The following is a 22,274-nucleotide window of genomic DNA, read 5'->3' as shown; positions in this document are numbered from 1 at the left end:
TGTCAGCTTGGCGTAAAATTGATGACGACTGTGTGAAACAGGCTGAACGGGTCAGAAAGTCATCAGAATGATGCGGGAATGGTGGGTGATAATCCGAACGGCTTGATTCCTCCCCGGCAAGGGGAGGAATTTTGCGCATCAGTCCACTCTCGCCTGCGGCATGGTCTGGGTGCCGGTCACCTGCGGGCTCAGCCGGCCGATGGTGCGCGCGGTGCGTTCGGGATCGCGGAGCAGGACGCGGCCCGATTTCCACATCAGGTCGCCGTCGCGCCGCGCCTGCTGGATCATCCGGTTGACGTGCACCGGGGTCAGGCCCAGCGCATCGGCCAGCATTTCCTGGGTCAGCGGCATCTCGAAACTGCCGCCCACGGTCAGCCCGGCGAGCGACAGCCGCTCATAGATTTCGAGCAGGAAATCGCTGATCCGCTCCTGCGCGTTCAGTCGGCCGAGCTGGACGACATGGCCCAGCAGATAGGCCTCGTCCAGCGCCTCGCCGACGGCATAGGCCTGGGCCAGGCCCGATCCGGCGGGGGCGGCGGGGGCGGGGCAGGCGACGCATTCGGTGATGGCCACCACCGTCGCGGAGGCGATGGGGTGCGCATGATGCGTCGAACCGATGACGTCGCCCGGCAGGTAGAAGCTCATGAACTGCCGCCGCCCGTCGGGCAGGATCCGCACCCGCGCGGCCCAGCCCTGCAACAGCAGCAGCGGGTCGGCCACCGGACGGCCGATCGTCTGGAAGGTGTGGCGCACCGGATAGGTCAGCGCCCGGTCGGCGGCGGTGTCGAGCAGCGTGAGGTCCGCGTCGGCCAGCGGCGTCAGCGCGGTCAACCGACGGATCGCGGCGGCGGCAATCCCCTCGGACGCGGCGGCCGAGGACGGGGAGGACGACAGGGCGGCGGAGGAAGAGGTCATGCGCATCCTTTGTCGGGTATCAGGGCGCCGATCGCGCGGATGATGCGGTCGGGCTGGAACGGCTTGGCGACGATCGAGGCCGATCGATAGGGGGCGGGCAGCGCCCATTCGTCATAGCCGGTCAGGAAGGTCCAGGGCACGTCGCGCGCCGACAGGCAGTCCGCGATTTCGAAAGCGCGTTCGCCCGCCAGATTGACGTCGAGCACCGCCGCGTCGAGCGGCTGGTTCTCGGCAAGGTCGAGCCCCTGTTCCAGCGTGGCGACGGGGCCGACCACGATGGCATCGGCGGCGCGCAACGCGCGCTCCAGGTCGCGCGCAATGAAATACTCGTCCTCGACCACGAGGATACGCTTGTCGGCCAGCGGCGATCGGCGGTTCATCCCTCGGTGCTCCGGTTCAACGCGTCGGCGTCATCTGCAGCCCATGGTAGCGTTATCACACATAGGACGCCGCCACCGCGAAATTCCAGTCTGGTCCGTGCGCCCAGCCCATAAGGCAAGGCCTCGCGGATCAACTCGGTCCCGAATCCCTGACGTACAGGCGGGACCGGCATTGCTGGTACACCCGTTTCATCCCATTTTACAATCAGTTCGCATTCGCTATTTGATTTAAGTTCGATCGCCCACGCGATCGACAACCGTCCGGCGGGATGGCGCAGCGCCCCATATTTCAGGGCATTGGTGGTCAGTTCGTGGATCGCCAGACCCATGGTTTCCGCCGTATCCGCGGGCAGCGAGATGTCCGGCCCTTCGATCGACAGCCGGTCGTCCTCGATAGCGCCCACACCCAATAGCTCGTCGCGGATCAGGTTTTCCAGGTCCACCCGGCCCGACCGTGTCTGCGTTGCGACCACCTGGGTACGCGCCAGCGAGTCGAGCCGTCCGCGGAAATGATCCGAAATCTCGTCGATCGGCCCGCCGCTCTCGACAGTGCGCGTGAAGATCGAACGGACGATGGTCAGGATGTTGCGGACCCGGTGCTGCAACTCGGCGACCAGCGTCTCCTGCCGCTCGCGAAGACGGCGCAGCGTGTCGATATCGGTCGAGGTGCCGAACCATTCGACGATGGTGCCGTGATCGTCGCGCACCGGCGTCGCGCGTGTCTTGAACCAGCGATATCGGCCGGTCTGGCCATGGCGCAACCGCCCCTCCATCGCCAGCTCGCCATGTTCGCCCGCGCCGTTCCAGAAACGCCGCGCGGCATCGCGGTCGTCGGGATGGACGGCGGCCAGCCAGCCATGGCCCAGGCTTTCCTCGACGCTGAGCCCCGTCATGGCGACCCATTGCGGGCTGACCCAGGTCCATTGCCCGTCGCGCATCGCGGTCCAGACCAGTTGCGGAATACCCTCGATCAGGCTCAGCAACCGCCGCTGGCTGGCGCGCGAGGCGACCTCGGCCCGCTTGCGCAACAGGGCCTGGACGATGGCGGGGGCCAGTTCCTCGGCGATGGCGCGTTCGCGCTCGGTAAAGCCTGTGGGATGGTTGCCCAGAGCGAACATCGCGAAGGTCTCGCCATCGCGGCGCAGCGGCACGCCCAGGAAGTTGCGCAACATGGGATGACCCTCCGGCGTGCCCACCCGGTCGGGGTGGTTGGCGGGGTCGTTCACAATCATGCTGCGATCCTGAAGGATCACCTGGCCGAAAATGCCGTGGATCTTCATGCCGTTGGGCAGCTGGCGCTGGCTGAAGTCGGGATCGTCGCCCGCATAGGCGGCCCAGCCGCGCTCGCTGATCGCGATATGATCCAGCCGGTCGTGCGAGTCCCGCCGCTCGCCGAAAAAGCTGAACGCCGCGCCGGTCAGGTCCTCGGCCACCGCCAGGCACAGCTGGCCCAACTCCTCTTCGGTCGAGGCGCGCAGGGCTTCCTGCAGGATGCGGTTGATCCCCGCCAGCACATGCGAGTCGTGCGGCAGCGGCCCCCTGGGGGGAGCGGACAAGGGCGTTTGCCCATGAAGGGAGGCGAGTTCAGTCATGCGAAAAATCGTCCGATCGGTGTCAACGATCCCGGCCGGTGCGGGCTCCCCGATACACACGATTTCGGATCAAGTGGCAAATGTCCGGGATGGACCGAATGGACGCGCGGAACCGTCAGCCTCTCGCCTGACCGGCGGCGGGGGGTTATGAGCATGCCCCATGTCCCGGTCCTCTTTCGCGCTGTCCTGTCCCGCGCCCTCCGCTGTCCTGCGCTTCCTGGTCCTGGCCTGCATCATGGTCGGGCTGGTCGGAACGGGCGTGCCGGTGTCGGCGCAGGGCAATCCGGCGACGGCCTCGGCCACCCGTATCGCCGAGGCCGAGGCGGAGGTGCGCGCGGTCGACCGGGCGCTCGACTCCAAGGTCGATGATGACGATCGGCGTGAACTGCGCGACCGGGCGCAGGGCGCCAAGGATTCGACCGACCAGGCGGTGTCCGACCTGACCGAGCAGCTGGCGCTGGTGAATGCGCGGATCACCGGGCTCGGCACGCCAACGCCCGGCGAGGCGGAGGCCCCCGAGCTGGTCGCGCAGCGCAAGGCGCTGTCACTGCTGCGCTCGACCATCGACGCGGCGATCAAGCGCGGGCGGCTGGCGGGGGTCGAGGCGGGGCAGCTGGTCGACGAGATCGATCAGAGCAAGGCCGCGCAGTTCAACGAGAAATTGTCGTCCAAGGCGCCGTCGCCGCTGAGCCCCGCCTTCTGGACCATCGTGCTGGAACAGGCCCCGCGCGACTGGCGGCGGGTCGGGCTGTTCCTGAAACAGGGCGGCGAACAGATCGCGCAGCAATGGCGCGGCGGCATCCCGTGGCAGGCGCTGCTGGGCTTTGCCCTGGCGGTCATCCTGATCGGCCCGGTACGGCTGGGCGGACACCGGCTGGCGCAGCGCCGTCTAATCGCCGAGGCGCCGCCCAGCCGGGTACGGCGCTCGGCCTATACCTTCTGGCGGGTGGCGGTGGGTACGCTCTGCCCGCTCGCCGCCGCCTTCGTCTTTGTCCAGGGGCTGCGCTGGGCGGGGTTGCTGCCGCAACGCTGGACGAGTTTTCTCGACGGTTTCGTCTTCGCCTCGGGCGTGGCGGGATTCACCGCGGCGGTGACCGGCGCGGTCCTGATGCGCAGCCAGCCCTCGTGGCGGATCGCGCCGCTTGACAATGAAACGGCGCAGCGGCTGCGGCCTTTGTCCTGGGGCCTGACCCTGCTGACCTTCATTACCACGATGGTGATGTCGTTCGAGGGCGCGATCGGCAGCAGCCGCAGCGCTGTGATCGCCAGCCAGGCGGTCGAGGCGCTGCTTCACCTGTTGCTGATCGTCGCGACCCTGGTGGTGCTGGGCCAGTTGCGCGCCCGGCGCGTCGCGCAGGAGGATGCCGCGACCCATGCCGGGGTCAGTGCGGGGCTAAGCGTCGCGACGCTCGTCGCCTGGATCGCGGTCGGCGTGGCCGGGCTGGCGCTGCTGGTCGGCTATATCTGGTTCAGCTGGTTCGTCGCGCTGATGATCGGGTGGACCGTGCTGCTCGGCTCGGCGCTCTATCTGATGCTGGTGGCCGCCGACGATATCGCGACCTCGGTCTTCGTGCGCGACAGCAAGGTCGGCGTCACCCTGACCCGCGCGCTGGGCGTGCGCGGCAGCATGATCGACCAGTTCGGGTTGGTCCTGTCGGGCATGATCCGGCTGGTCCTGGTGCTGCTGACGCTGGGTGTGCTGCTCCAGCCGTTCGGGGCGAGCGGCGATCCGGGGGCGGTGTTCGACCAGATCACCAGCGTCGCCGACGGGGTCAAGATCGGCAATGTCTGGATCTCGCCCGGTGCGATCCTGCGCGGGCTGGTGGTGCTGTTCGTCGGGCTGGGGCTGGTGCGCCTGTTCATGCGCTGGCTGGAGCAACGCTATCTGCCCGCGACCGATCTGGACGGGTCGGGGCGTAACTCGGTCAGTCTGGTCGCGCGCTATATCGGCATCGCGCTGGCGGTGATCTGGGCACTGGCGTCGCTGGGCATCGGGGTGGAGCGGATCGCGCTTCTGCTGTCCGCCTTGTCGGTCGGCATCGGTTTCGGCCTTCAGGCGATCACCCAGAATTTCGTGTCCGGCCTGATCCTGCTGGCCGAACGGCCGATCAAGATCGGCGACCTGATCCGGGTCGGCACCGATGAGGGCGACGTCAAGCGGATCAGCGTGCGCTCGACCGAGATCGAACTGGCCGACCATTCGACGCTGATCGTCCCCAATTCCGAGCTGATCACCAAATCGGTGCTCAACAAGACGCTCGCCGGGCCGCTGGGGCGCGTCCAGATCCAGTTTTCGGTCCCGATCGAGACGGATGCGGATATGGTGCGGGGCATCGTGCTCGACTGTTTCACCGCCGAGGAGGCGGTGCTGGCCGATCCGGCGCCCAAGGCGTTCATCGACTCGATCGTCGACGGGCGCATTCATTTCAACTGCTTCGCCCATGTCGAAAGCCCGCGTGCGGCCTATGGCACGCGCAGCGCGGTGCTGTTCGCGTTGCTCGCGGCGCTCCGGGACAGGGATATCGAGATCGGCACCCTGCCGCAGAAGATGGAACTGGTGCGCCATGGCGGGACGGCCAGCCCGGCTGCGTCTGCGCCGCCAGGCCAAGATGAAACCAAGATGAAATGAACAAGTTGGCATTGGTCATAGAAAGGTAACACCAGCTTCTTGCAGCATCCCTATCCGCGCGGCCAGCGACGACCGGAAGGTCGATCGGGGGATAGGGATAATAACCACCATGAACACCAATTTCGTTCGCGCCGCGCTGCTGGGCGGTTCCGCGCTTCTGGCACTCGCCGCCACGCCTGCTTTCGCCGCCAACACCAAGCCTGCCGCCGATCCGGCCCCCGCCGCCGCGGCGACCGATCCCGCCACCGATTCGGGTGAGCTGAAGGACATCGTCGTCACCGCGACCAAGCGCGAGACCAGCCTTCAGAAGACGCCGATCGCCATCTCGGTCATCGACCCGACCGTGCTGAAGGACCGCCATGTCCAGAGCCTGCTCGACCTGGCCGACGGCACGGTGCCGAGCTTGCGTGTCGCCACCTTCGAGGCGCGCCAGTCGGCGCTGACCGTCGGTATCCGCGGCATCGTGCCGTTCGATCAGAACCAGACCGCGCGCGACACCGGCGTCGGCGTCTATTTCGACGGCGTGTATCTGGGCCGTTCGCAGGGCCTGAACGCCGCGCTGTTCGACATCGAGCGCGTCGAAGTGCTGCGCGGGCCGCAGGGCACGCTGTTCGGCCGCAACACCGAGGGCGGCGCGCTGTCGATCGTCACCGCCAGGCCGACCGGTAAGTTCGGCGGCTCGCTGACCGCGGGCTTCGGCAATTACGGCGCGTACAACACCGCCGCGCACGTCAATCTGCCCCAGTTCAACAATATCTCGATCAAGCTGGACGGCGTGATCCAGCACCAGAACCCGTTCGTGAAGAACCCGCTGCCGGGCAGCGTGGGCTGGGGCGCGTACAACCGCGTGGGCGGCCATGTCGCCGCCGTGTGGAAGCCGGTCGACGGCTTCTCGGCCGAGCTGTCCTATGACCAGGCGAAGGACGAGAACTCGCCCTTCTACAGCCAGCTGCTGAACTACAACCCGCGCGGCCTGCCCGTCGCGACCATCGCGCAGATCAACGCCAATGGCGGCAAGCTGCCCTCCGGCACCATCGCGCCGCTGTCGCCTCTGGTCGTCGTGTCAGGCGACGATCGCATGAAGACCGCCGATATCGGCGTGCCGCAGCAGTACAGCGTCGACCGTACCCACGGCTTCTCGGCCAAGCTGAACTATGACGTGGCGCCGGGCCTGGAGCTGCGCTCGATCACCGCATGGCGCGGCGTGTCGACCGACCAGTGGGACAATTCGGGCGGTGCGCACCGCACCGTGTTCCTGCCCAACGGCAAGTTCAGCCGCTACAGCCTGTCCTTCATGCAGCAGCACCAGTTCAGCCAGGAATTCCAGGCGGTCGGCAGCCTGCCGCAGCTCGATTACGTGGCGGGCCTGTTCTACTTCACCGAAAACGCCCGCGAGCAGGCGGCGACCCCGTCGACCAACCAGTGGAATGCGGACGGCACCGGCTACACCATCCTGTCGCAGACCGCGCTGGGCACCATCGGTTCGGGCAACCAGGGCTGGGCACCGGGTTCGTTCTTCTTCCAGCGCGGCAGCTTCGCCCGCGCCTATAGCTATGCGGCCTTCGCGCAGGCGACCTATACCCCGGCGGGCTTCGACGCCTTCCACCTGACGCTGGGCGGCCGCTACACCCACGACAAGCGCAACGGCACGCTATATCTGGTGCAGGGCAAGTCGACCAACTTCCCCTTCACCTTCGACAACAGCCGGTTCGATCCGATGGTGACGGCGGCGTTCGACGCGACCGACACGGTCCATCTCTACGCGAAATATTCGACCGGCTACCGCGCGGGCGGTGCCAATGATCGGTCGCAGACCTTCGCCTCGTTCGGCGCCGAAGCGGTCAAGTCCTATGAGATCGGGTCGAAGATGGACCTGTTCGACAAGCGCGTCCGCCTGAACCTGGCGGGCTATATCATGGACCGCACCGGCACCCAGATCGACTTCGACAATGTCGACACCAACCCGGCCAGCCCGACCTACAACCTGCACACCGAGGAAACCCGCAACGCGCCGGGCACGTCCAAGATTCGCGGGGTCGAGGCCGACATCACGACCAGCCCGATCGAGGGGATGACGGTCGGCGCGTCCTATGCCTACACCTATACCAACGTGCCGCTGACGCCGAACCCGTTCCTGGGCAACGCGCTGACCCAGGTGTTCGTGGTCTATACGCCGCGCAACGCCGCCTCGGCCTATGCCGATTACGAGGTGCCGCTGGCGGGTTCGGAGGCCAAGGTCCGTTTCCACCTGGACGCCAACTATGCCGACCCGGCCTATAGCTTCCAGAACGAGACGACGCGCACCGACAAGACCTTCGTGATGAACGGCCGCATCGCGCTGGCCGACCTGCCGCTGACCGAGGGCGGCACGAAGATGACCCTGTCGCTGTGGAGCCGCAATCTGCTCAACAACAGCTTCGTCTATCGCCGCTCGGCCGCCAATGCCGCGACGCTGGGCGACTATGGCAACTTCAACCCGCCGCGCACCATCGGCCTGGAGGGCACGGTTCGCTTCTGATCCCGACCCGGATACCCAACTTCAGGGCCGCCCTTCGGGGTGGCCCTTTTTTGTTGTTGCCCCTGCATGGGCTCACTGCGAGCCCCTCCCCTTCAGGGGAGGGGTGAATTCATCTTATTCGTTTCATATTATCGACCGGGCAGGATCAGCGACACCACCAGCCCCGGCGCGGCATCGCCCAGTTCCAGCCGCCCGCGATGCAGTCGTGCGATCGCCTCGACCAGCGGAAGGCCCAGGCCATGGCCCCCCGCCGCCCCCCGCGCGGTGTCGAGCCGTCCGAAACGGCGCAGCGCATGGGCGCGATCCTCGGGCGCGATGCCGGGGCCGTTATCGGCGATGCTCAGGGTCACGCCCTCCTCGCCCGCGTCCAGCGACACCCGGATCGTGCCGCCCGCCGCACCATATTTGATCGCATTGCCGATCAGGTTGACCAGCGCCTGGGTCAGCAACTGCCGGTCCCCGACGAAATCCGGGAGCGCGGCATGGACCGCGATGCTCAGGGAATGGCCCGCATCCTCGGCGACGGGAATCATCATCGCGCCCGTGTCGCGGACCAGCGCGGACAGGTCGAAGGGGGCGAAGCCCGCCTGGCGATGCCCCGCCTCGATCTCGGCGATGCGGAGCAGGGCGGCGAACATGGCGAGCAGCGCGTCGCACTGGGCCAGTGCGGCGCCGGCGCGCTCGGCCTGGGCGGGGTCGCGGGCGTCCTCGACCATGCGTGCCAGCTGGCCGCGCAGCCGCGACAGGGGCGTGCGCAGGTCATGCGCGATGTCGTTCGACTGGCTGCGCATCGCGTCCATCAGCTCGGCGATGCGGTCGAGCATCCGGTTGAAGGCGGCGGCCTGGCGGTCGAACTCGTCACCCGATCCGGTCACCGGCACGCGGTGACGGATATTGCCTGCGATGATCGCCTCGACCGTGGCGCGCTGGTCGGCGATGCGGCGGCCGACCAGCATTGAAAAGGCGATGACGCCGCCGACCACGATCAGGATGATCGAGCCGAACCCGGTCAGATAGATGCGCGTCCGCATGGCACGGTGGCTGTCGAACGGTTCGGTTTCCGCCACCACCGCCAGCCGCCGCCCTTCACCCGCATCGCGAACCAGCGCGCGGCCATGCGACAGGCCGATGATCCCGTCGCGTTGGCGCAGGTCCGACCGGCCCATCGGCAGGGTGGAGCGCGGGGCGATATTGCCGCCCAGCCGCCGTCCGTCCGCCCCCAGCAGCAACAGGCCGATATCCCCGGTATCGCGCTGCCCCGACAAGGTGGCGATCCGCGCGAGCAGCAGCGGGGTGGGGAGCCGCGTCTCGCCCGCATCCCACTCCAGCACCAGATCGGCGATCGCCTCGATCCGGCGATCGACCGCGCGTGCGACCGTCACCCGGTTGGCGGCCAGGATCGAGATGCCGGTGGCGACCGTGGCGATCAGGAACAGGGCCAGGACGGCGATGGTCAGCCCGCGCAGCGACAGACGACGGATCGCGCGCTTGATCATGGTTTCAGCGAATAGCCGATCCCGCGCACCGTTTCGATGGGATCCTCGCCGCCATTCTCGGTCAGCTTGATGCGCAGGCGCCGGATATAGACGTCGACGATATTGGTCTCCGGCTCGAAATCATAACCCCAGACCCGCTCGATCAGCATGGCGCGGGTCAGCACCTCGCCTGCATGGCGTGCCAGTTCGGCCAGCAGCTTCAGCTCCAGATTGGCCAGCGTGATCGGCTGCCCGCTGCGCCAGGCGCGAAAGCTGGTCGGGCTGACCACGATGTTCCCTGCGCGGATGGTGTCGGTTTCGCTGACCGTCCAGCGGCGGCCCCGGATCACCGCCTGGATGCGCGCGACCAGTTCCTGCGGCTCGACCGGCTTGACGACATAATCGTCCGCGCCCGCTTCCAGCCCGTCGACCTTGTCCGTCGCCATGGACAGCGCGGTCAGCATAACGACGGGCAGGGTGATCCCGCGCGCGCGCAGCGTCTCGACCACCGACAGCCCGTCGAGGCGCGGCATCATCCGGTCGAGGATCACCGCGTCATATTGCTCGCGGTCGATCACGGCGAGTGCGAAGCGGCCATCGATGACATGTTCGACCCGGTGCCCCAGCCCCATCAGGTCGGCGGCGAGGCCATGGGCATAGGTGGCGTCGTCCTCGACCAGAAGCAAATGCAGGCTCATCGTCACTTTCCAAACCGTCTTCGCCTTCGCCCTACCGGGCAAAAGCGCGGTGGCAAGTCCTGCCCCGCCGATCCTAGCGGGCCAGCGGAGCCAGCCGCTCGCCGAACAGCCGCACGAAACGGTCGAGCGGGCAGGGCGCATGGGCGGGACAGCCGCGCACCGTCACGGACCGTGTCGAGACGGCGGCGGCATGGGCGCGGATCCCTTCGGGCGACTGGGTGCGATAATGGACGGTGACGAAGGCACGGTCCTTCGCATCATGCCAGCGCTCGATCAGGATCGCTCCGCCCGGCGCGGCATCGTTCACGGCATAGCCCGGCGCGACCAGATCGAAGCCGAGCAGGGCGGCCAGCGCGGTGACATTGGTGTCGTGCCCGACCAGCATGTCCAGCTTTGCGCCGTCCTTCGCGGTCAGCGCGTCGATCATGTGCCGCCCGAACGCCGCCGACTGGTGTGCGGCCATATAGGGCGAGCGCGAATAGACGTCGAACAGCGCGGCATGGACCGTGCCCAGCCGTGCCAGCATCTTGCCGTCGACCGGCGCGCCGCCGACCGAGGGCGACAGCCCTTCGGCATATTGCAGCAGCAGCACCTGCGCGGTGCCCGAGGCGGTGCGGATCGGCCCGGTGAGGTCGATGCCATGGCCATCGGCCGAAGGCGTCAGCCGTGCGGGGCCTGCCGGGTCGCAGCCCTTGGCATCGCCGCAGCCCAGCACCTGGTCCAGCAGCCGAAGTGCCGGACGGTGGCGCGCGGCCAACGCGTCCATGCCGCCGGTGAAGCGGTTGATATCCGCCACCGCCGCGTCGGCATCGAAACGGGTGGCACGGGCGCGCAACGGCTCGAACAGGGGATCGACCTGGCCCATCGGATTGTGCGCGACGGGCATCGCGCAACCCGGGGTCAGCGCCTTGGCATAGGCCTCCCCACTGGCGATCGTGCGGGACGGGCTGTTGGTGCGGATGCGGATGCTGCCCGGCGCGGGGCAGCCCTGCGGCAACAGGCCGCGCGCGACCCAGGCGGCGCGATCGGCCCGCGCCTCGGCGGCCAGCGCCTCGGCCCCGCGCGGGGTCAGTTCGCTTTCGGGCGTGGTCCAGATCGGCCAGGGCTTGGCGGTGCGCGTGCCGTGCGGCACCTCGCCGTCCAGCGGCGCGCGTACGCCATGCCGCATCAGCACCACCACCCGGTCGAGCGTCAGCCCCTTCGAGGCAGGGACATCCTGCGCCGCGACCGGCACGGCCAGCATGGACAGGGCATAGAGGGCGAGCGGCGCGATCAGGCGGCGGGAAAGGACGGTCATCGCGCAGCTTTGGACCGATTTCGGGTCAGGACTGTGACATTGGCCACGGCTTCGCGAGGCTGGGCCAGCGTCGTGGCAAGATTTTTTAGAAGTCATCAAAAGTCGGTCAATAAGTCATCGCGCTGTCACATGCCATCCCTAGCGGGGCCGTCGAAGGCGTCCTAGGGGGCGTCGCCATCAAATTGATCCAGGGGAAATTCCATGACCGCTTCGGCCAAGCGGGCGCATGTCGTGCGCCTGTTGTGCGGCACCGCCGCGACCTTCCTGATTGCCGCACCGGCTTTCGCCGCCGATCCGATCGTCGCGCCGGACGAACCGGCGGTCGCAGCCGCCGATCCGCAGGTCGGTGAGGACGTGGTGGTCAAGGGTCATCGCCAGGCGGTGGTCGATGCGCAGGACGAACAGCTGCGCAGCCAGTCGCTGGCCACCGTCGTCTCGGGCGAGGAACTGCGCCTTCAGCCGCAGCAGAACCTGGCCGACCTGCTGACCCGCCTGCCGGGCATCAGCTCCTCGGTCGACCAGTCGCGCAACGCGGCGGCGACGGGCGAGGCGCAATATGTCTCGATCCGCGGTCTCGACACTTCGTACAACGCCTATTCGCTGGACGGCGTGCGCCTGGCGCAAACCGATGCGCGCACCCGCGCCATCTCGATGAACCTGTTGTCGCCCTTCTCGCTCCAGACGGTGCGCGTCGACAAGGCGCCGACCGCCAAGTACGACGGCGACGCGATCGCGGGCATCATCGACATGGTGCCGATCACCGCCTTCGACCTGCCCAACCACCGCACCCAGATCCGCCTTCAGGGCCAGCTGGCGGGCCGTGCCGATGCGCGTCGCCAGGACCCCTGGGGCGGCACCGCGCAGGTCGAGACTGCCCAGCGCTTCGGCGATTTCGGCGTCTATGCCTCGGCCTATTACGGCCTGAAGCATGTGCTGGGCGAGTCGACGGCCGTGCAGCATGACTGGGAGAAGTATAACAACAACATCTCCGGCATGATCCGCGACAATCTCGACAATCTGTTCGCGCGCGGTGCCCAGTGGCAGTCGTTCCGCAACCGTATCGAGCGGATGGGCGGCACGCTGAACCTCGACTGGAAGGGCGAGGGCACCGACCTGTACCTGCACTCCACCTATGGCCGGTACAATCTGAAGAGCTGGATGGACCAGACCGCGCTGCGCCAGACCAGCCTGGCGCCCGACCAGATCAACCCGAACCCCAACAAGGGCTCGTACGACGCCGCCGGTTATCGCGCCGATTACGGCCTGACCGCGACGCATTATTTCCGCACCGAGCACAGCAACCAGGAGCTGGTGACGTCGAAGCTGGGCGGCCAGACCCGCTCGGGCGACTTCACCTTCGACTATCACGGCGCCTATTCGCGCGGGTCGCAGGACTATCCGCTGCGTATCCAGTCGGGCTTTGCGGGCCGTCCCTATATCGGCACCGCCGACAACACGGGCACGGCGGCCTATCGCATGGTCACCTCGATCGGCCAGCGCACCTTCCCGCAGGTCGTCCTGACCGACGCGGCGCGCGCGTATCTGACCGACCTCAGCAAGCTGCGCCAGTGGTACGTCACCCAGCAGTTCGAGAATACCTGGGAACGCCGCCTGGAGGGTCAGTTCGACACGACCTGGCACCATGCCGATCAGGGCCTCGTCTCGATCTCGGCGGGTGCCAAGGTCGAGGACGCCAAGCGCTATGCCAATGCGCTGGGCGACGACGGCGCGCTGCAATATACCTTCCCCAATGCGGACGGCAGCAACTCGCCGCGCTATGCCGCGACCGGCCCGGTCCTGACCTCGCTGCCCGGCCGTCTGCTCGGCGGGTTCATGAACAACGCCGCGCAGGTGCCGATCTTCCTGATCGACACCGACTATATCGAGAACCAGGTCCGCCAGCTCTCCAGCCCGAAGATCGCCGGACTGGACCCGGTGAAGTTGAAGGAAAACCGTCTCGACGGGCGCGAGAACCGGTTGTCGGGCTATGTCATGACGACGCTGCGGTTCGGCGACCTGGAGGTCGTGCCGGGCGTCCGCTACGAATATAACCGCTTCAAGGGCACCTATTTCCAGGAGCAGGGCAATAGCGGCGCGTTCGTGACCTCCGACCGCCATTACGACCAGTGGCTGCCGAGCGTCATCGCCAATTATCGCCCCAATGATGCGATGGTCGTCCGTGCCTCGATCCGGAAGAGCTATTCGCGGCCCGCTTTCGACTTGCTGCTCGGACCGACGCAGGTGACGCGTAACGACTTGGGCGAGGTGACGGGGGTGTTCATCCCCAACCCGAACCTCGATGCGCAGACCTCGTGGAACTACGACGCCTCGATCGAATATAAGGGCCAGGGCACCGACTTCTTCTCGATCAGCCCCTTCTACAAGGATCTGAATCACGTCCTGTTCGCGACCGGCACCACCAATGCCAGCGGCGACTATAACATTTGGGGCGCGCCCCAGTCGGAACAGCAGGGCGGGGTCGAGGTGTCGAAGCTGACCACCGACGCCACGGGCAAGATCTACGGCGTCGAACTGTTCGGCCGTTACTCGCTAAAGGGTCTGCCGGGGCTGCTCGACGGCTTGGGTCTCCAGGCCAATGTCACGGTGCAGCGCGCGCAGGCGCGGGTCTTCGTCAACGGCCAGATGCGCGACCAGCGCATGACCCAGGCGCCGAAGATCATGTACAATGCCGCGCTGTTCTATGCCCATGGCCCGCTGTCGGCGGAATGGAACTACAACTATACCGGCGACCGGCTGTACGATCTGCGCTCCAGCCGTCCGGACACCTATATCCAGCCGACCACCATCTCGAACCTGATCGTCAACTATGTCCTGCCCTCGGGCCTGACGATCGGGGCCTCGGTGCAGAACCTGTTTAACGAACACAGCTATTGGGCGACGACCAGCGAGCGCAAGGCGTACCTCTCGAACGACCGCAAGGGCGGTTATGTCGAGACGGGGCGCATCTACATGCTCAACCTGACCTACGCCTTCTGATCCTACCCTCTCCCCGATCCGGTGCCCGCCCCCATGGGCGCCGGAGCGCACCTACGCCGGCGGCGCATCTTTGTGCCGTCGGCGATTTTGTGTGGGGTTCCTGACCACATGGTCACACGCTAGCATGATCCCGAAGAGAGGACCTGCCAGACATGATGAAACGCCAACGCCGCCAGCATGAGATCGTGGCGTATCTTGCCGAGGGCGGGTTCCACGGAATCGGCGAACTGGCCGAGGCGCTGTCGGTGTCCGAGGAGACGGTGCGGCGCGAGCTGCGGGTGCTCGAGGCATCGGGCGCGGTTGTGCGCGCGCATGGCGCGGTGCGGATCGCCAAGGTCGAGACCGAGGGCTCCTTCGCCACGCGCCTGCAACGCCATGCCGAGGCCAAGCAGCGGATCGCCGCCGCCGTCGCCGAGGTCGTCGCGGACGGGCAGGCCATCTATATCGATGCCAGCACCACCGGCCATTATGTCGCGCGGGCGCTTCGGGATCATCAGGGGCTGACCGTGGTGACCAATGCGGTCGGAGTCGCCGCCGAGCTGGGCGGGCGCAACGACAATCGTATCATGCTGGCGGGCGGCGAGATGGATTACGAGTATCGCGCCTGTTTCGATGCCACCGCGCGCGAGTATCTAAGCATGTTCACGCCCGCGCTGGCGATCTTGTCCGTCGAGTCGGTCAATCTCGATCATGGTTTCGCCGACTATCATGCGGGCGAGGCGGCCTTGTGCCGGATGATGATCGCCCGCTCGCGCCGCACGCTGATCGCGGCCGACCAGAGCAAGTTCGACCGGCCCGGCACCATCCAGGTGGCGGCGCTGGATGCGGTGGCGATGCTGGTGACCGATGCGCCTTTGTCGCCCGCTTATGCCGAGGCGCTGGCCGGGGTGGAGGTGGTCGTCGCCTGACCCCGCGGGATCAGCAGCGCGATCGTAGCGCCCGCGATTCCGAAACCGGCATGGATCAGCCAGAAATGCGGCAGGTCCATGCGCGGATAGAGCGTGCCCAACTGCCCGACCACCAGATGCGCGACGAAGCCGTGGAGATAGAACAGCCCGGTCATCAGCCCGCGCCGTGACGGCGGCGCGGCGGCGGCGACGATCGCCAGCGCCGAGGGCCAGGACAGGACCACCCCGACCGACAGCAATGCGATGGCGCAGACCGGCCCGATCAGCCCGACCTGCGCCGCGCGCCCCGACAGCCCGGCGAGCAGGACATAGGCCATCGCCATCGCCATCCCTCCGGCGGCCAGCTTCATCGCCGGGCCCGGCTCACGCGGCAGGCACGGCCAGAGGCGATAGGCGAGCAGCGCCAGCGCGATGGTGAACAGCCCGTCCGCCGCCGCCAGCCAGCTTGGCGGGACCGTCAAGGTGCCGAGCGTCAGGTCGACGCGCTGTTCGGCCCAGAGCAGCACCATGTTGTTGAGTTGCTCATAGGCACAGAAGCACAGTGTCACGGCGATGATGGCTAGGATCACGCGCGGCCAGTCGGTGCGGTGACGGTCCGCCTCGCGCGCTTCGAGCAGGCGAACCGGCGGGGCGGTGCGCAGGGTCATCATTGCCGCGACCATGCTGGCGGCCATGACGACGAAGGCGGCGGCAAAGCCGAACCGCAGTGCCAGCCAGCCGCCGATCAGCGGCCCCAACAGTGCCCCGCCGTTCAGGAACGCCAGATAGGCCGCATAGAGCCGCTCGCCCGCCGCGCGTCCTCGCAACGCCCCAACCTCGGCGGCCAGATTGCCCTTGAGCAGCCCGATCCCGCCGATCAGCAGGGCCAGTCCCAGCAGCGCCCAGCTGCTGCTGGCCAGCGCGATCAGTCCCAGCGTCATCAGCGCCGCGCCGACATACATGGCGAACCGCCGCCGCCCGCTGCGATCCGCGATCCAGCCGCCCAGCGGCAGGACCAGATAGGTGAGCGCGCCGTACAGGCCGTAAAGCTGCGAGGCGAAGGCGATGTCGCCATGCGCGCCGGTCACGCCCTCGATCCCGCGGCGCAGGGCGGACAGTCCGATCACCCCCTGGCCGTGGACCAGCAGGTCGGTGACCAGGAACAGGGTCAGTAGCGACTTCGCGCCCTGAATCGCACAACGCTCCCATCCCTCGACGCTGGCGAGCGTCCAGAAACCGGGGGCGGGCGGGGCGGTGTCCCTTTCGCGCATGATGCTGATGTCGGTCCGTCTTGGGGCTTGGGGAAGAAGCGACGGCTCCCTAGCGTCGGTATGTGACGGGTTCGCGGCGCTCGACAAAGCGGCCCGCGCACGGCACCACGGGGCCATGGACCTGTCCGCGATCGTTGCCGATATCGCCGCCGAAATGGCCGAAGCCCCCGACCGGGGCACGCCCGCCGATTATATCCCCGCGCTGTCGGACATCGACCCGCAGCGTTTCGGCATTGCCATCGTCGAGGCGGACGGCCAGTGCCATCTGGCGGGCGATGCCGAGGAGAGCTTCTCGATCCAGAGCATTTCCAAGGTCTTCGCGCTGACCCTGGCGCTGGGCGCGGTCGGCGACCAGCTGTGGCGGCGGGTGGGGCGCGAGCCGTCGGGAACCGCGTTCAACTCGATCGTGCAGCTGGAAACCGAGCACGGCATCCCGCGCAATCCGTTCATCAATGCGGGTGCGATCGTCGTCGCCGATGTGATCCTAGGCAATCACGAACCGCGTGAGGCGATCGGCGAGTTGCTGCGCTTCGTGCGTGCGCTGGCGGGGGAGGACGACATCGTCATCGACGCCGCCGTGGCGCAAGCCGAGATGGAGACCGGCCACCGCAACCAGGCGCTGGCCCATTACATGCGCGCCTTCGGCAATCTGCATCACCCCGTCGAGCGCGTGCTGGGCGTCTATTTCCACTTCTGCGCGCTGGCCATGAGCTGTCGGCAGCTGGCGCTGGCGGGGCGTTACCTGATGGCGCGGGGCGTCAATCCGGGGGCGGGGCGCTCGGTCGTGTCACCGCAGCGCGCGCGGCGCATCAATGCGCTGATGATGAGCTGCGGCCATTATGACGGGTCGGGCGAGTTCGCCTTTCGCGTCGGCCTGCCGGGCAAGTCGGGGGTGGGCGGCGGCATATTGGCGATCGTGCCCGGCCGTGCCTCGATCGCCGTCTGGTCGCCCGGCCTTAACGCGCGCGGGAATTCACAGCTTGGTACGCTGGCGCTCGAACGGCTGGTGCAGCGGACGGGCTGGTCCGTGTTCGACCCGCAAGCCGGTTGACCGCCCGCAGGGGGGCAAAGGCCGCCTGCGCGCGCACCGACAGGATCAGGTTGAGCGCGACGCCCGCGATCGAGGCGGCACCGAACATGCGCACGATCCGCTCGCCCGTGACCGCCGTGCCGCAACCCGACAGCGCCAGCAGCATCACCGCACCACCGAGCAGCTTCAATCCGGTGCGCAGCCGTGCGTCATGCAGCGTCCCCGCCTCCTTGGCATGGCGATAGGACCCGGCGGCGAGCAGCCAGAAGCCGACGAAGCAAAGGGCGATCGTATCAAGCATGGGCAGGCTCCATGGTCCGGCGCGACCGGCCGGGGGTTTTGGGGGCGGGGCGGGCGCTGATCCGGGCGGCGGCGGCAAAGCCGATGCCGATGGCCAGACAGGACAGGTCGAAGGCGACGAACAGCTGGTCGCCGTCGAGCAGCGAAGGGATCAGCCAGCGCGCGGTGGTCAGCGCGTTGACCACGGGAATCGCGGTCCAGAAAGCGGCGGCGATGGCGAACAGCACGGTCCAGGCACGGCGTGCGGGCAGGCCGAGCTGCGCCAGTGCCAGCAGGCCCCAGGTCCAGAACATCGCCGACACTTCCATATCCGCGCGACCCTCGAGCGTGGCCGGGATCAGCCGGTTGGCGAGGAGATAGGCGGCCATGCCCGCCGGAAAGGCGGCGATCACCGCGATGTTCAGCCGCTCGGCCAGCTTCAGGCCGAAAAAGGGCGCGGTACCCGGCTTGCGTCGCTTGGCGGTCCACAGCAGCAGGCCGGTGCCGACCATCGCCGCGCCGGTCAGCCCCATCACGAAATAGGCCCAGCGCAGTGCCGGTCCGGCGAAGGTGGCGAGGTGCAGGCCCAGCATGACGCCCGCCGTGTCGATCGCGACGGCGGCATCGCCGCTGCGGCTGAGGAACCGGCCGGTCGCGCCGTCATAGGTGGCGATGGGGGTACGCGAATTGATCGCGCCGCGCTTGGCTTGGGCGATGGTGATACGCGCCGCCGCATCGCCGGGATTCTGGACGATGACGCGGGTGGCGGGGCCGCCCAGCCGCTGTTCGGCATCGCGCACCAGTGGCGCGATCGCGACCAGCGGACGCCGTATGCCGCTGGCGGGCACGTCGGCCGGGGTACCATAGGCGGTCTGCATGAACTGGGCGGGCGAGGCATAGTTCATCAGCACCGGCCAGGGCATGTACATCGTCACCAGCGTGATCAGCCCGGTATAGGTGATCATCGCATGATAGGGCAGGCCGAGCACCGCCGAGACATTGTGCGCGTCGAGCCAGCTGCGCTGCCCCTTGTTCCAGCGCAGCGTGAAGAAGTCGGCGAAGATGCGCTTATGCGTGATGACGCCCGAGATGATCGCGCCCAGCATCGCCATCGCGCACAGCCCCGCCAGCCAGCGACCCCAGGGGTGCGGCAGCTGGAGTTGGAAATGGAAGCGATAGAATTGCTCGCCGCCCTTGGTCTCGCGCGCGGTCAGGGGGGCGCCGCTGACCGGATCGAGGTCCAGTTCGTCGCCGCGCATCTTGGGATCGGGCTTGGCGGGGATGCGGAAGATGCGCGTCGCGACCGTACGCGCGTCGGGCAGGTAGATATACCATTGCAGATCGTCCGGCCCGACCCGCGACAGGTAGCGGACCGCTGAATCCGCCGCCTGCGCCGGCGGGGTGGCCTCAGCACGGATTTCGGGCTGCATCCAGCGGGTGATCTCGGGGCGGAAATAGGCCGAGGTGCCGGTCAGGAACATGGTGAACAGGATCCACCCGGCGATCAGGCCCAGCCAGCCATGCGCCCAGGCCATGGTCTGTCGCAGCCCGCGCCGCGCCGCCGCGGCGCTCACGGCCGCACGCCCAGCAGCTTGAGCGTCACCGCCATCACGATCGCCCCGCCCCAGATCACCGCGCTGACCCGGCCCAGCCGGACCTCGTGCAGCGCCCAGAGGCCGATCCCGGCATAGACCAGGAACGACAGGATCATCGGCCAGCCGGTCGCCTCGACCCGCGCCGTCGCATCGGGCGCGGGGAGCAGGCGCGCGGTCAGCATCGCGGCGGCGACGGCAAAGGCATAACCACCGAGAATCGCCGTGATCCAGCGCCAAGCCATGGCGACACCGCTCCGCCAACGGCCTCCGCCTTGTTCGTCAATGGCTTGGCCCGATGCCACCCGCGCTTTCCCCTTGTCATCCCGATCGCGTCGCTTTAGCAGCATTTGAGAGTCACTATCAATAGCAGGGAGTAAATTTATGCGCGCACTTCGCGGAGCGCTGCTGGCAGCGTGCGCCACCGGGGGAATGCTGGGCAGCGCGCTCCCGGCTCATGCGATGACGCTGCCCGACGAGGACCCGCAGCGGCTGCGCAATGAGGACATCGTGGTCGAGGGGCAGCGCGAGAAGAAGAGCGCATCCTCGGGCACCAAGACCGACGTGCCGCTGATCGCGACGGCGCAGAGCATCACCGTGATCGACCAGGAGGAACTGACCCGGCGCAACGCGCTGTCGATCAACCAGGCGCTCGGCTATGTCGCGGGCGTCGCGCCCAACCAGCGCGGCAATGTCGCCACCCGCTACGACCAGTTGTTCCTGCGCGGCTTTGCACCGGGCGTGTTCATGGACGGGATGCGGCTGATGGGCGGCGTCTATGCCAGCCCGCAGATCGATTTCCATCTGGTCGAGTCGGTCGATGTGGTGAAGGGCCCGGCGGGCGTCACCTATGGCTCGGGCACGCCCGGCGGCCTCGTCAACCTGACCAGCAAGCTGCCCTATGCGGGGGCAGGCGGGCGGATCGAGCTGGCGGCGGGCAATTATGCGCTGCTCCGCTCCAGCATCGACGTGAATCAGCCGCTCGATGAGAATGACCGCTGGCTGTTCCGGATGATCGCAGGCGCCGAGGAATCGGACGGCTTCATCCGCAACACCGCCAATCGCCGCTATTATGCGCGCCCCATGCTGACCTTCGCGCCCGACACGGCGACCAGCGTGACGCTGATCCTCAACTATCAGCGCGATCCCGAGTCGGGGTCGTATAGCGGCGTACCCGTCTATGGCTCGGCGCTGCCCAATCCGTTCGGCGTGCTGCCGGTGGATTTCAACACCTCGGAGCCGTCCTACGAGGCGTTCGACCGGACGCAGAAATCGGCGACGATCCTCTTCCGCCATGACCTGAACGACCGGCTGAGCTGGACCACCAACGCGCGTTACCTCGCAATCGGGCTGCATTACCGGCAGATCTATGGTTCGGGCTATGTCACGCGCGGCACGGGTGCCAACGCCAATAGCGACCTCTCGACCCTGCAACGCGGCGGCGGCGGATCGGATGAAGCGTTCCAGACCTTCACGATCGACAATCATCTGGTCGGCAAGCTCGATACCGGCCCGGTCAAGCACACCATATTGGGCGGCGTCGACTGGCAGCATAATCGCGGCGAGAACTACCAGGCCTTCTACACCGGGCAGAATGCGAACCCGGTGTTCAACATCCCCAATCTCAGCCTGTTCGCGCCAGTCTATGGCGTACCGCTGCCCAGCTTCCCGATCAATCAGACCCACAATTACACCAAGCGCGATCAGGTCGGCGTCTATCTGCAGGACCAGATCGCGATCGGCGGCCTGCAACTGATCGCCAGCGGGCGTTGGGACACCTACAATCAGACGACGCAGAATCTGAACACCAATGCCGTCACCCGTCTGAACCAGACGGCGTTCACCACCCGGCTGGGCGCGCTGTATGAAACGAAGATCGGCCTCTCGCCCTTCGTCAGCTATTCGGAAAGCTTCGAGCCGCAGGCGGGCAGCACCTGGGACGGCAGCAACTTCATCCCCGTCACGGGCCGCCAATATGAGGCGGGGCTGAAATACCAGCCGCGCGGCACGACCGCCTTGTTCACCCTGTCCGCCTTCGACCTGCGCCGCCGCAACGTGCCGGTTGCCGATCCGCGCGCGGGCACCGGCAATATCCCCAGCAATTCGCAGGTGCAGATCGGCGAGGTGTCGGTGCGCGGGATCGAACTGGACGGGCGCGGCACGGTCGCCCCCGGCTTCGACGTGGTCGTCGCCGCCACCTATAACGACCCCTATGTCCGGCAGGGCACGCCCGTGGTCGGCACCGGCGACCAGATGAGCGGCGTCACCGGCACGCGGCCCTTGGGCGTGCCGCAATGGAGCGCGTCGAGCTTCCTGTCCTATGATCTGGGTAAGGCGGGTATCGGCAGCGCGCTGGGCGGCCTGAGCCTGGGGGCGGGCGTGCGCTATGTCGGCGAATCGGATGGCACTGCGACCACCGTCGCCGCAGGCCGCACCGTCGTCCGCCGTTTCCAGTCGCCCGATTACTGGCTGGCCGACCTGATGCTGGGTTACGATCTCGGCCGGGTCAGCCCGGCGATGGAGGGACTGAGCCTCACCGCCAATGTCGCCAACCTGTTCGACAAGCGGCACATCACCAGCTGTTTTTTCAACAATGGCTGCTATTACGGGGCATCGCGGACCTTTGTAGGCAGCCTGCGCTATTCTTGGTAAGGCGCACCCGATTCATTCGCATTTGACGTATCCGCCCGTCCCGCCGACCGATCGGCGGGCAA

16 protein-coding genes are annotated in these 22,274 nt (G+C 67.3%); 6 read left to right on the top strand and 10 right to left on the bottom strand.

Translation table 11 applies throughout. The features are described 5' to 3' along the window. Window positions 1-138 precede the first annotated feature (138 nt). Genes GGQ89_RS09530 through GGQ89_RS09520 form a run of 3 tightly spaced genes read right to left on the bottom strand, consistent with a single transcriptional unit; the run spans window position 139 to window position 2,887 of the window. Complete coding sequence (locus tag GGQ89_RS09530; RefSeq protein ID WP_184105593.1) at window positions 139-915, bottom strand: Crp/Fnr family transcriptional regulator; 777 nt, start codon at window positions 913-915, stop codon at window positions 139-141. Beyond that, window positions 912-1,295 (bottom strand): response regulator, encoded by a 384-nt coding sequence (locus tag GGQ89_RS09525; protein WP_056435683.1) that lies wholly within the window; start codon window positions 1,293-1,295, stop codon window positions 912-914. Before GGQ89_RS09525 ends, GGQ89_RS09530 begins: the two co-directional genes overlap by 4 nt. Continuing rightward, a complete protein-coding gene (locus tag GGQ89_RS09520) occupies window positions 1,292-2,887 on the bottom strand; it encodes a sensor histidine kinase (RefSeq protein ID WP_206362722.1) in 1,596 nt (531 codons plus the stop codon). The genes GGQ89_RS09525 and GGQ89_RS09520 overlap by 4 nt, the downstream gene beginning before the upstream one ends. Window positions 2,888-3,047: 160 nt before the next feature. Between GGQ89_RS09520 and GGQ89_RS09515 the strand changes: the two genes are divergently transcribed. Continuing rightward, the gene (locus tag GGQ89_RS09515; protein WP_240456394.1) at window positions 3,048-5,516 is read left to right on the top strand and encodes a DUF3772 domain-containing protein; all 2,469 of its coding nucleotides are present in this window, start codon (window positions 3,048-3,050) and stop codon (window positions 5,514-5,516) included. A 109-nt stretch (window positions 5,517-5,625) separates the two neighbouring features. Continuing rightward, the gene (locus GGQ89_RS09510; protein ID WP_184105591.1) at window positions 5,626-8,034 is read left to right on the top strand and encodes a TonB-dependent receptor; all 2,409 of its coding nucleotides are present in this window, start codon (window positions 5,626-5,628) and stop codon (window positions 8,032-8,034) included. Window positions 8,035-8,162: 128 nt separating this feature from the next. Here GGQ89_RS09510 and GGQ89_RS09505 read toward each other — a convergent pair whose 3' ends face one another. From GGQ89_RS09505 to GGQ89_RS09495, 3 genes are all read right to left on the bottom strand, one after another. Beyond that, window positions 8,163-9,530: a sensor histidine kinase gene (locus tag GGQ89_RS09505; RefSeq protein ID WP_184105590.1), complete on the bottom strand. Its 1,368-nt coding sequence runs from the start codon at window positions 9,528-9,530 to the stop codon at window positions 8,163-8,165. Next, window positions 9,527-10,207 carry a response regulator transcription factor gene (locus tag GGQ89_RS09500; protein ID WP_184105589.1) on the bottom strand — a complete coding sequence of 227 codons (681 nt, stop codon included), beginning with the start codon at window positions 10,205-10,207 and terminating at the stop codon, window positions 9,527-9,529. The genes GGQ89_RS09505 and GGQ89_RS09500 overlap by 4 nt, the downstream gene beginning before the upstream one ends. 73 nt (window positions 10,208-10,280) lie before the next feature. After that, window positions 10,281-11,504 carry a histidine-type phosphatase gene (locus GGQ89_RS09495; RefSeq protein ID WP_184105588.1) on the bottom strand — a complete coding sequence of 408 codons (1,224 nt, stop codon included), beginning with the start codon at window positions 11,502-11,504 and terminating at the stop codon, window positions 10,281-10,283. 201 nt (window positions 11,505-11,705) lie between these two features. Between GGQ89_RS09495 and GGQ89_RS09490 the strand changes: the two genes are divergently transcribed. Then, window positions 11,706-14,501: a TonB-dependent receptor gene (locus GGQ89_RS09490; protein WP_184105587.1), complete on the top strand. Its 2,796-nt coding sequence runs from the start codon at window positions 11,706-11,708 to the stop codon at window positions 14,499-14,501. Window positions 14,502-14,653: 152 nt separating this feature from the next. Beyond that, window positions 14,654-15,409: a DeoR/GlpR family DNA-binding transcription regulator gene (locus tag GGQ89_RS09485; RefSeq protein ID WP_184105586.1), complete on the top strand. Its 756-nt coding sequence runs from the start codon at window positions 14,654-14,656 to the stop codon at window positions 15,407-15,409. Here GGQ89_RS09485 and GGQ89_RS09480 read toward each other — a convergent pair. Beyond that, window positions 15,367-16,659 carry an MFS transporter gene (locus GGQ89_RS09480; RefSeq protein ID WP_184105585.1) on the bottom strand — a complete coding sequence of 431 codons (1,293 nt, stop codon included), beginning with the start codon at window positions 16,657-16,659 and terminating at the stop codon, window positions 15,367-15,369. The genes GGQ89_RS09485 and GGQ89_RS09480 overlap by 43 nt on opposite strands. Window positions 16,660-16,774: 115 nt before the next feature. Between GGQ89_RS09480 and GGQ89_RS09475 the strand changes: the two genes are divergently transcribed. Next, complete coding sequence (locus GGQ89_RS09475) at window positions 16,775-17,710, top strand: glutaminase (protein ID WP_184105584.1); 936 nt, start codon at window positions 16,775-16,777, stop codon at window positions 17,708-17,710. On the opposite strand, the gene GGQ89_RS09470 is transcribed toward GGQ89_RS09475, so the two are convergent. Genes GGQ89_RS09470 through GGQ89_RS09460 form a run of 3 tightly spaced genes read right to left on the bottom strand, consistent with a single transcriptional unit; the run spans window position 17,616 to window position 19,805 of the window. Further along, complete coding sequence (locus GGQ89_RS09470; protein WP_184105583.1) at window positions 17,616-17,990, bottom strand: DUF3325 family protein; 375 nt, start codon at window positions 17,988-17,990, stop codon at window positions 17,616-17,618. The two genes, GGQ89_RS09475 and GGQ89_RS09470, sit on opposite strands and share 95 nt — an antisense overlap. After that, window positions 17,983-19,542 carry a PepSY domain-containing protein gene (locus GGQ89_RS09465; RefSeq protein ID WP_184105582.1) on the bottom strand — a complete coding sequence of 520 codons (1,560 nt, stop codon included), beginning with the start codon at window positions 19,540-19,542 and terminating at the stop codon, window positions 17,983-17,985. Before GGQ89_RS09465 ends, GGQ89_RS09470 begins: the two co-directional genes overlap by 8 nt. Then, the gene (locus GGQ89_RS09460) at window positions 19,539-19,805 is read right to left on the bottom strand and encodes an iron transporter (RefSeq protein ID WP_184105581.1); all 267 of its coding nucleotides are present in this window, start codon (window positions 19,803-19,805) and stop codon (window positions 19,539-19,541) included. Before GGQ89_RS09460 ends, GGQ89_RS09465 begins: the two co-directional genes overlap by 4 nt. Window positions 19,806-19,944: 139 nt before the next feature. On the opposite strand from GGQ89_RS09460, the gene GGQ89_RS09455 reads away from it, so the two are divergent. Next, a complete protein-coding gene (locus tag GGQ89_RS09455; protein ID WP_184105580.1) occupies window positions 19,945-22,212 on the top strand; it encodes a TonB-dependent siderophore receptor in 2,268 nt (755 codons plus the stop codon). The last annotated feature ends 62 nt before the right edge of the window (window positions 22,213-22,274 follow it).

Origin of the sequence: Sphingomonas yabuuchiae (genome assembly GCF_014199595.1) — a bacterium.
GTDB classification, from domain to species: Bacteria; Pseudomonadota; Alphaproteobacteria; order Sphingomonadales; family Sphingomonadaceae; genus Sphingomonas; species Sphingomonas yabuuchiae.
Note: the sequence above shows the minus strand (reverse complement) of the source record. Positions and strands in the feature narration are given on the sequence as shown.

What these genes read in the sequence shown, in the direction of transcription:
- GGQ89_RS09530 (WP_184105593.1), bottom strand. Translation starts at nt 915, where the DNA reads ATGACCTCTTCCTCCGCCGCCCTGTCGTCCTCCCCGTCCTCGGCCGCC.
- GGQ89_RS09525 (WP_056435683.1), bottom strand. Translation starts at nt 1,295, where the DNA reads ATGAACCGCCGATCGCCGCTGGCCGACAAGCGTATCCTCGTGGTCGAG.
- GGQ89_RS09520 (WP_206362722.1), bottom strand. Translation starts at nt 2,887, where the DNA reads ATGACTGAACTCGCCTCCCTTCATGGGCAAACGCCCTTGTCCGCTCCC.
- GGQ89_RS09515 (WP_240456394.1), top strand. Translation starts at nt 3,048, where the DNA reads ATGTCCCGGTCCTCTTTCGCGCTGTCCTGTCCCGCGCCCTCCGCTGTC.
- GGQ89_RS09510 (WP_184105591.1), top strand. Translation starts at nt 5,626, where the DNA reads ATGAACACCAATTTCGTTCGCGCCGCGCTGCTGGGCGGTTCCGCGCTT.
- GGQ89_RS09505 (WP_184105590.1), bottom strand. Translation starts at nt 9,530, where the DNA reads ATGATCAAGCGCGCGATCCGTCGTCTGTCGCTGCGCGGGCTGACCATC.
- GGQ89_RS09500 (WP_184105589.1), bottom strand. Translation starts at nt 10,207, where the DNA reads ATGAGCCTGCATTTGCTTCTGGTCGAGGACGACGCCACCTATGCCCAT.
- GGQ89_RS09495 (WP_184105588.1), bottom strand. Translation starts at nt 11,504, where the DNA reads ATGACCGTCCTTTCCCGCCGCCTGATCGCGCCGCTCGCCCTCTATGCC.
- GGQ89_RS09490 (WP_184105587.1), top strand. Translation starts at nt 11,706, where the DNA reads ATGACCGCTTCGGCCAAGCGGGCGCATGTCGTGCGCCTGTTGTGCGGC.
- GGQ89_RS09485 (WP_184105586.1), top strand. Translation starts at nt 14,654, where the DNA reads ATGATGAAACGCCAACGCCGCCAGCATGAGATCGTGGCGTATCTTGCC.
- GGQ89_RS09480 (WP_184105585.1), bottom strand. Translation starts at nt 16,659, where the DNA reads ATGCGCGAAAGGGACACCGCCCCGCCCGCCCCCGGTTTCTGGACGCTC.
- GGQ89_RS09475 (WP_184105584.1), top strand. Translation starts at nt 16,775, where the DNA reads ATGGACCTGTCCGCGATCGTTGCCGATATCGCCGCCGAAATGGCCGAA.
- GGQ89_RS09470 (WP_184105583.1), bottom strand. Translation starts at nt 17,990, where the DNA reads ATGCTTGATACGATCGCCCTTTGCTTCGTCGGCTTCTGGCTGCTCGCC.
- GGQ89_RS09460 (WP_184105581.1), bottom strand. Translation starts at nt 19,805, where the DNA reads ATGGCTTGGCGCTGGATCACGGCGATTCTCGGTGGTTATGCCTTTGCC.
- GGQ89_RS09455 (WP_184105580.1), top strand. Translation starts at nt 19,945, where the DNA reads ATGCGCGCACTTCGCGGAGCGCTGCTGGCAGCGTGCGCCACCGGGGGA.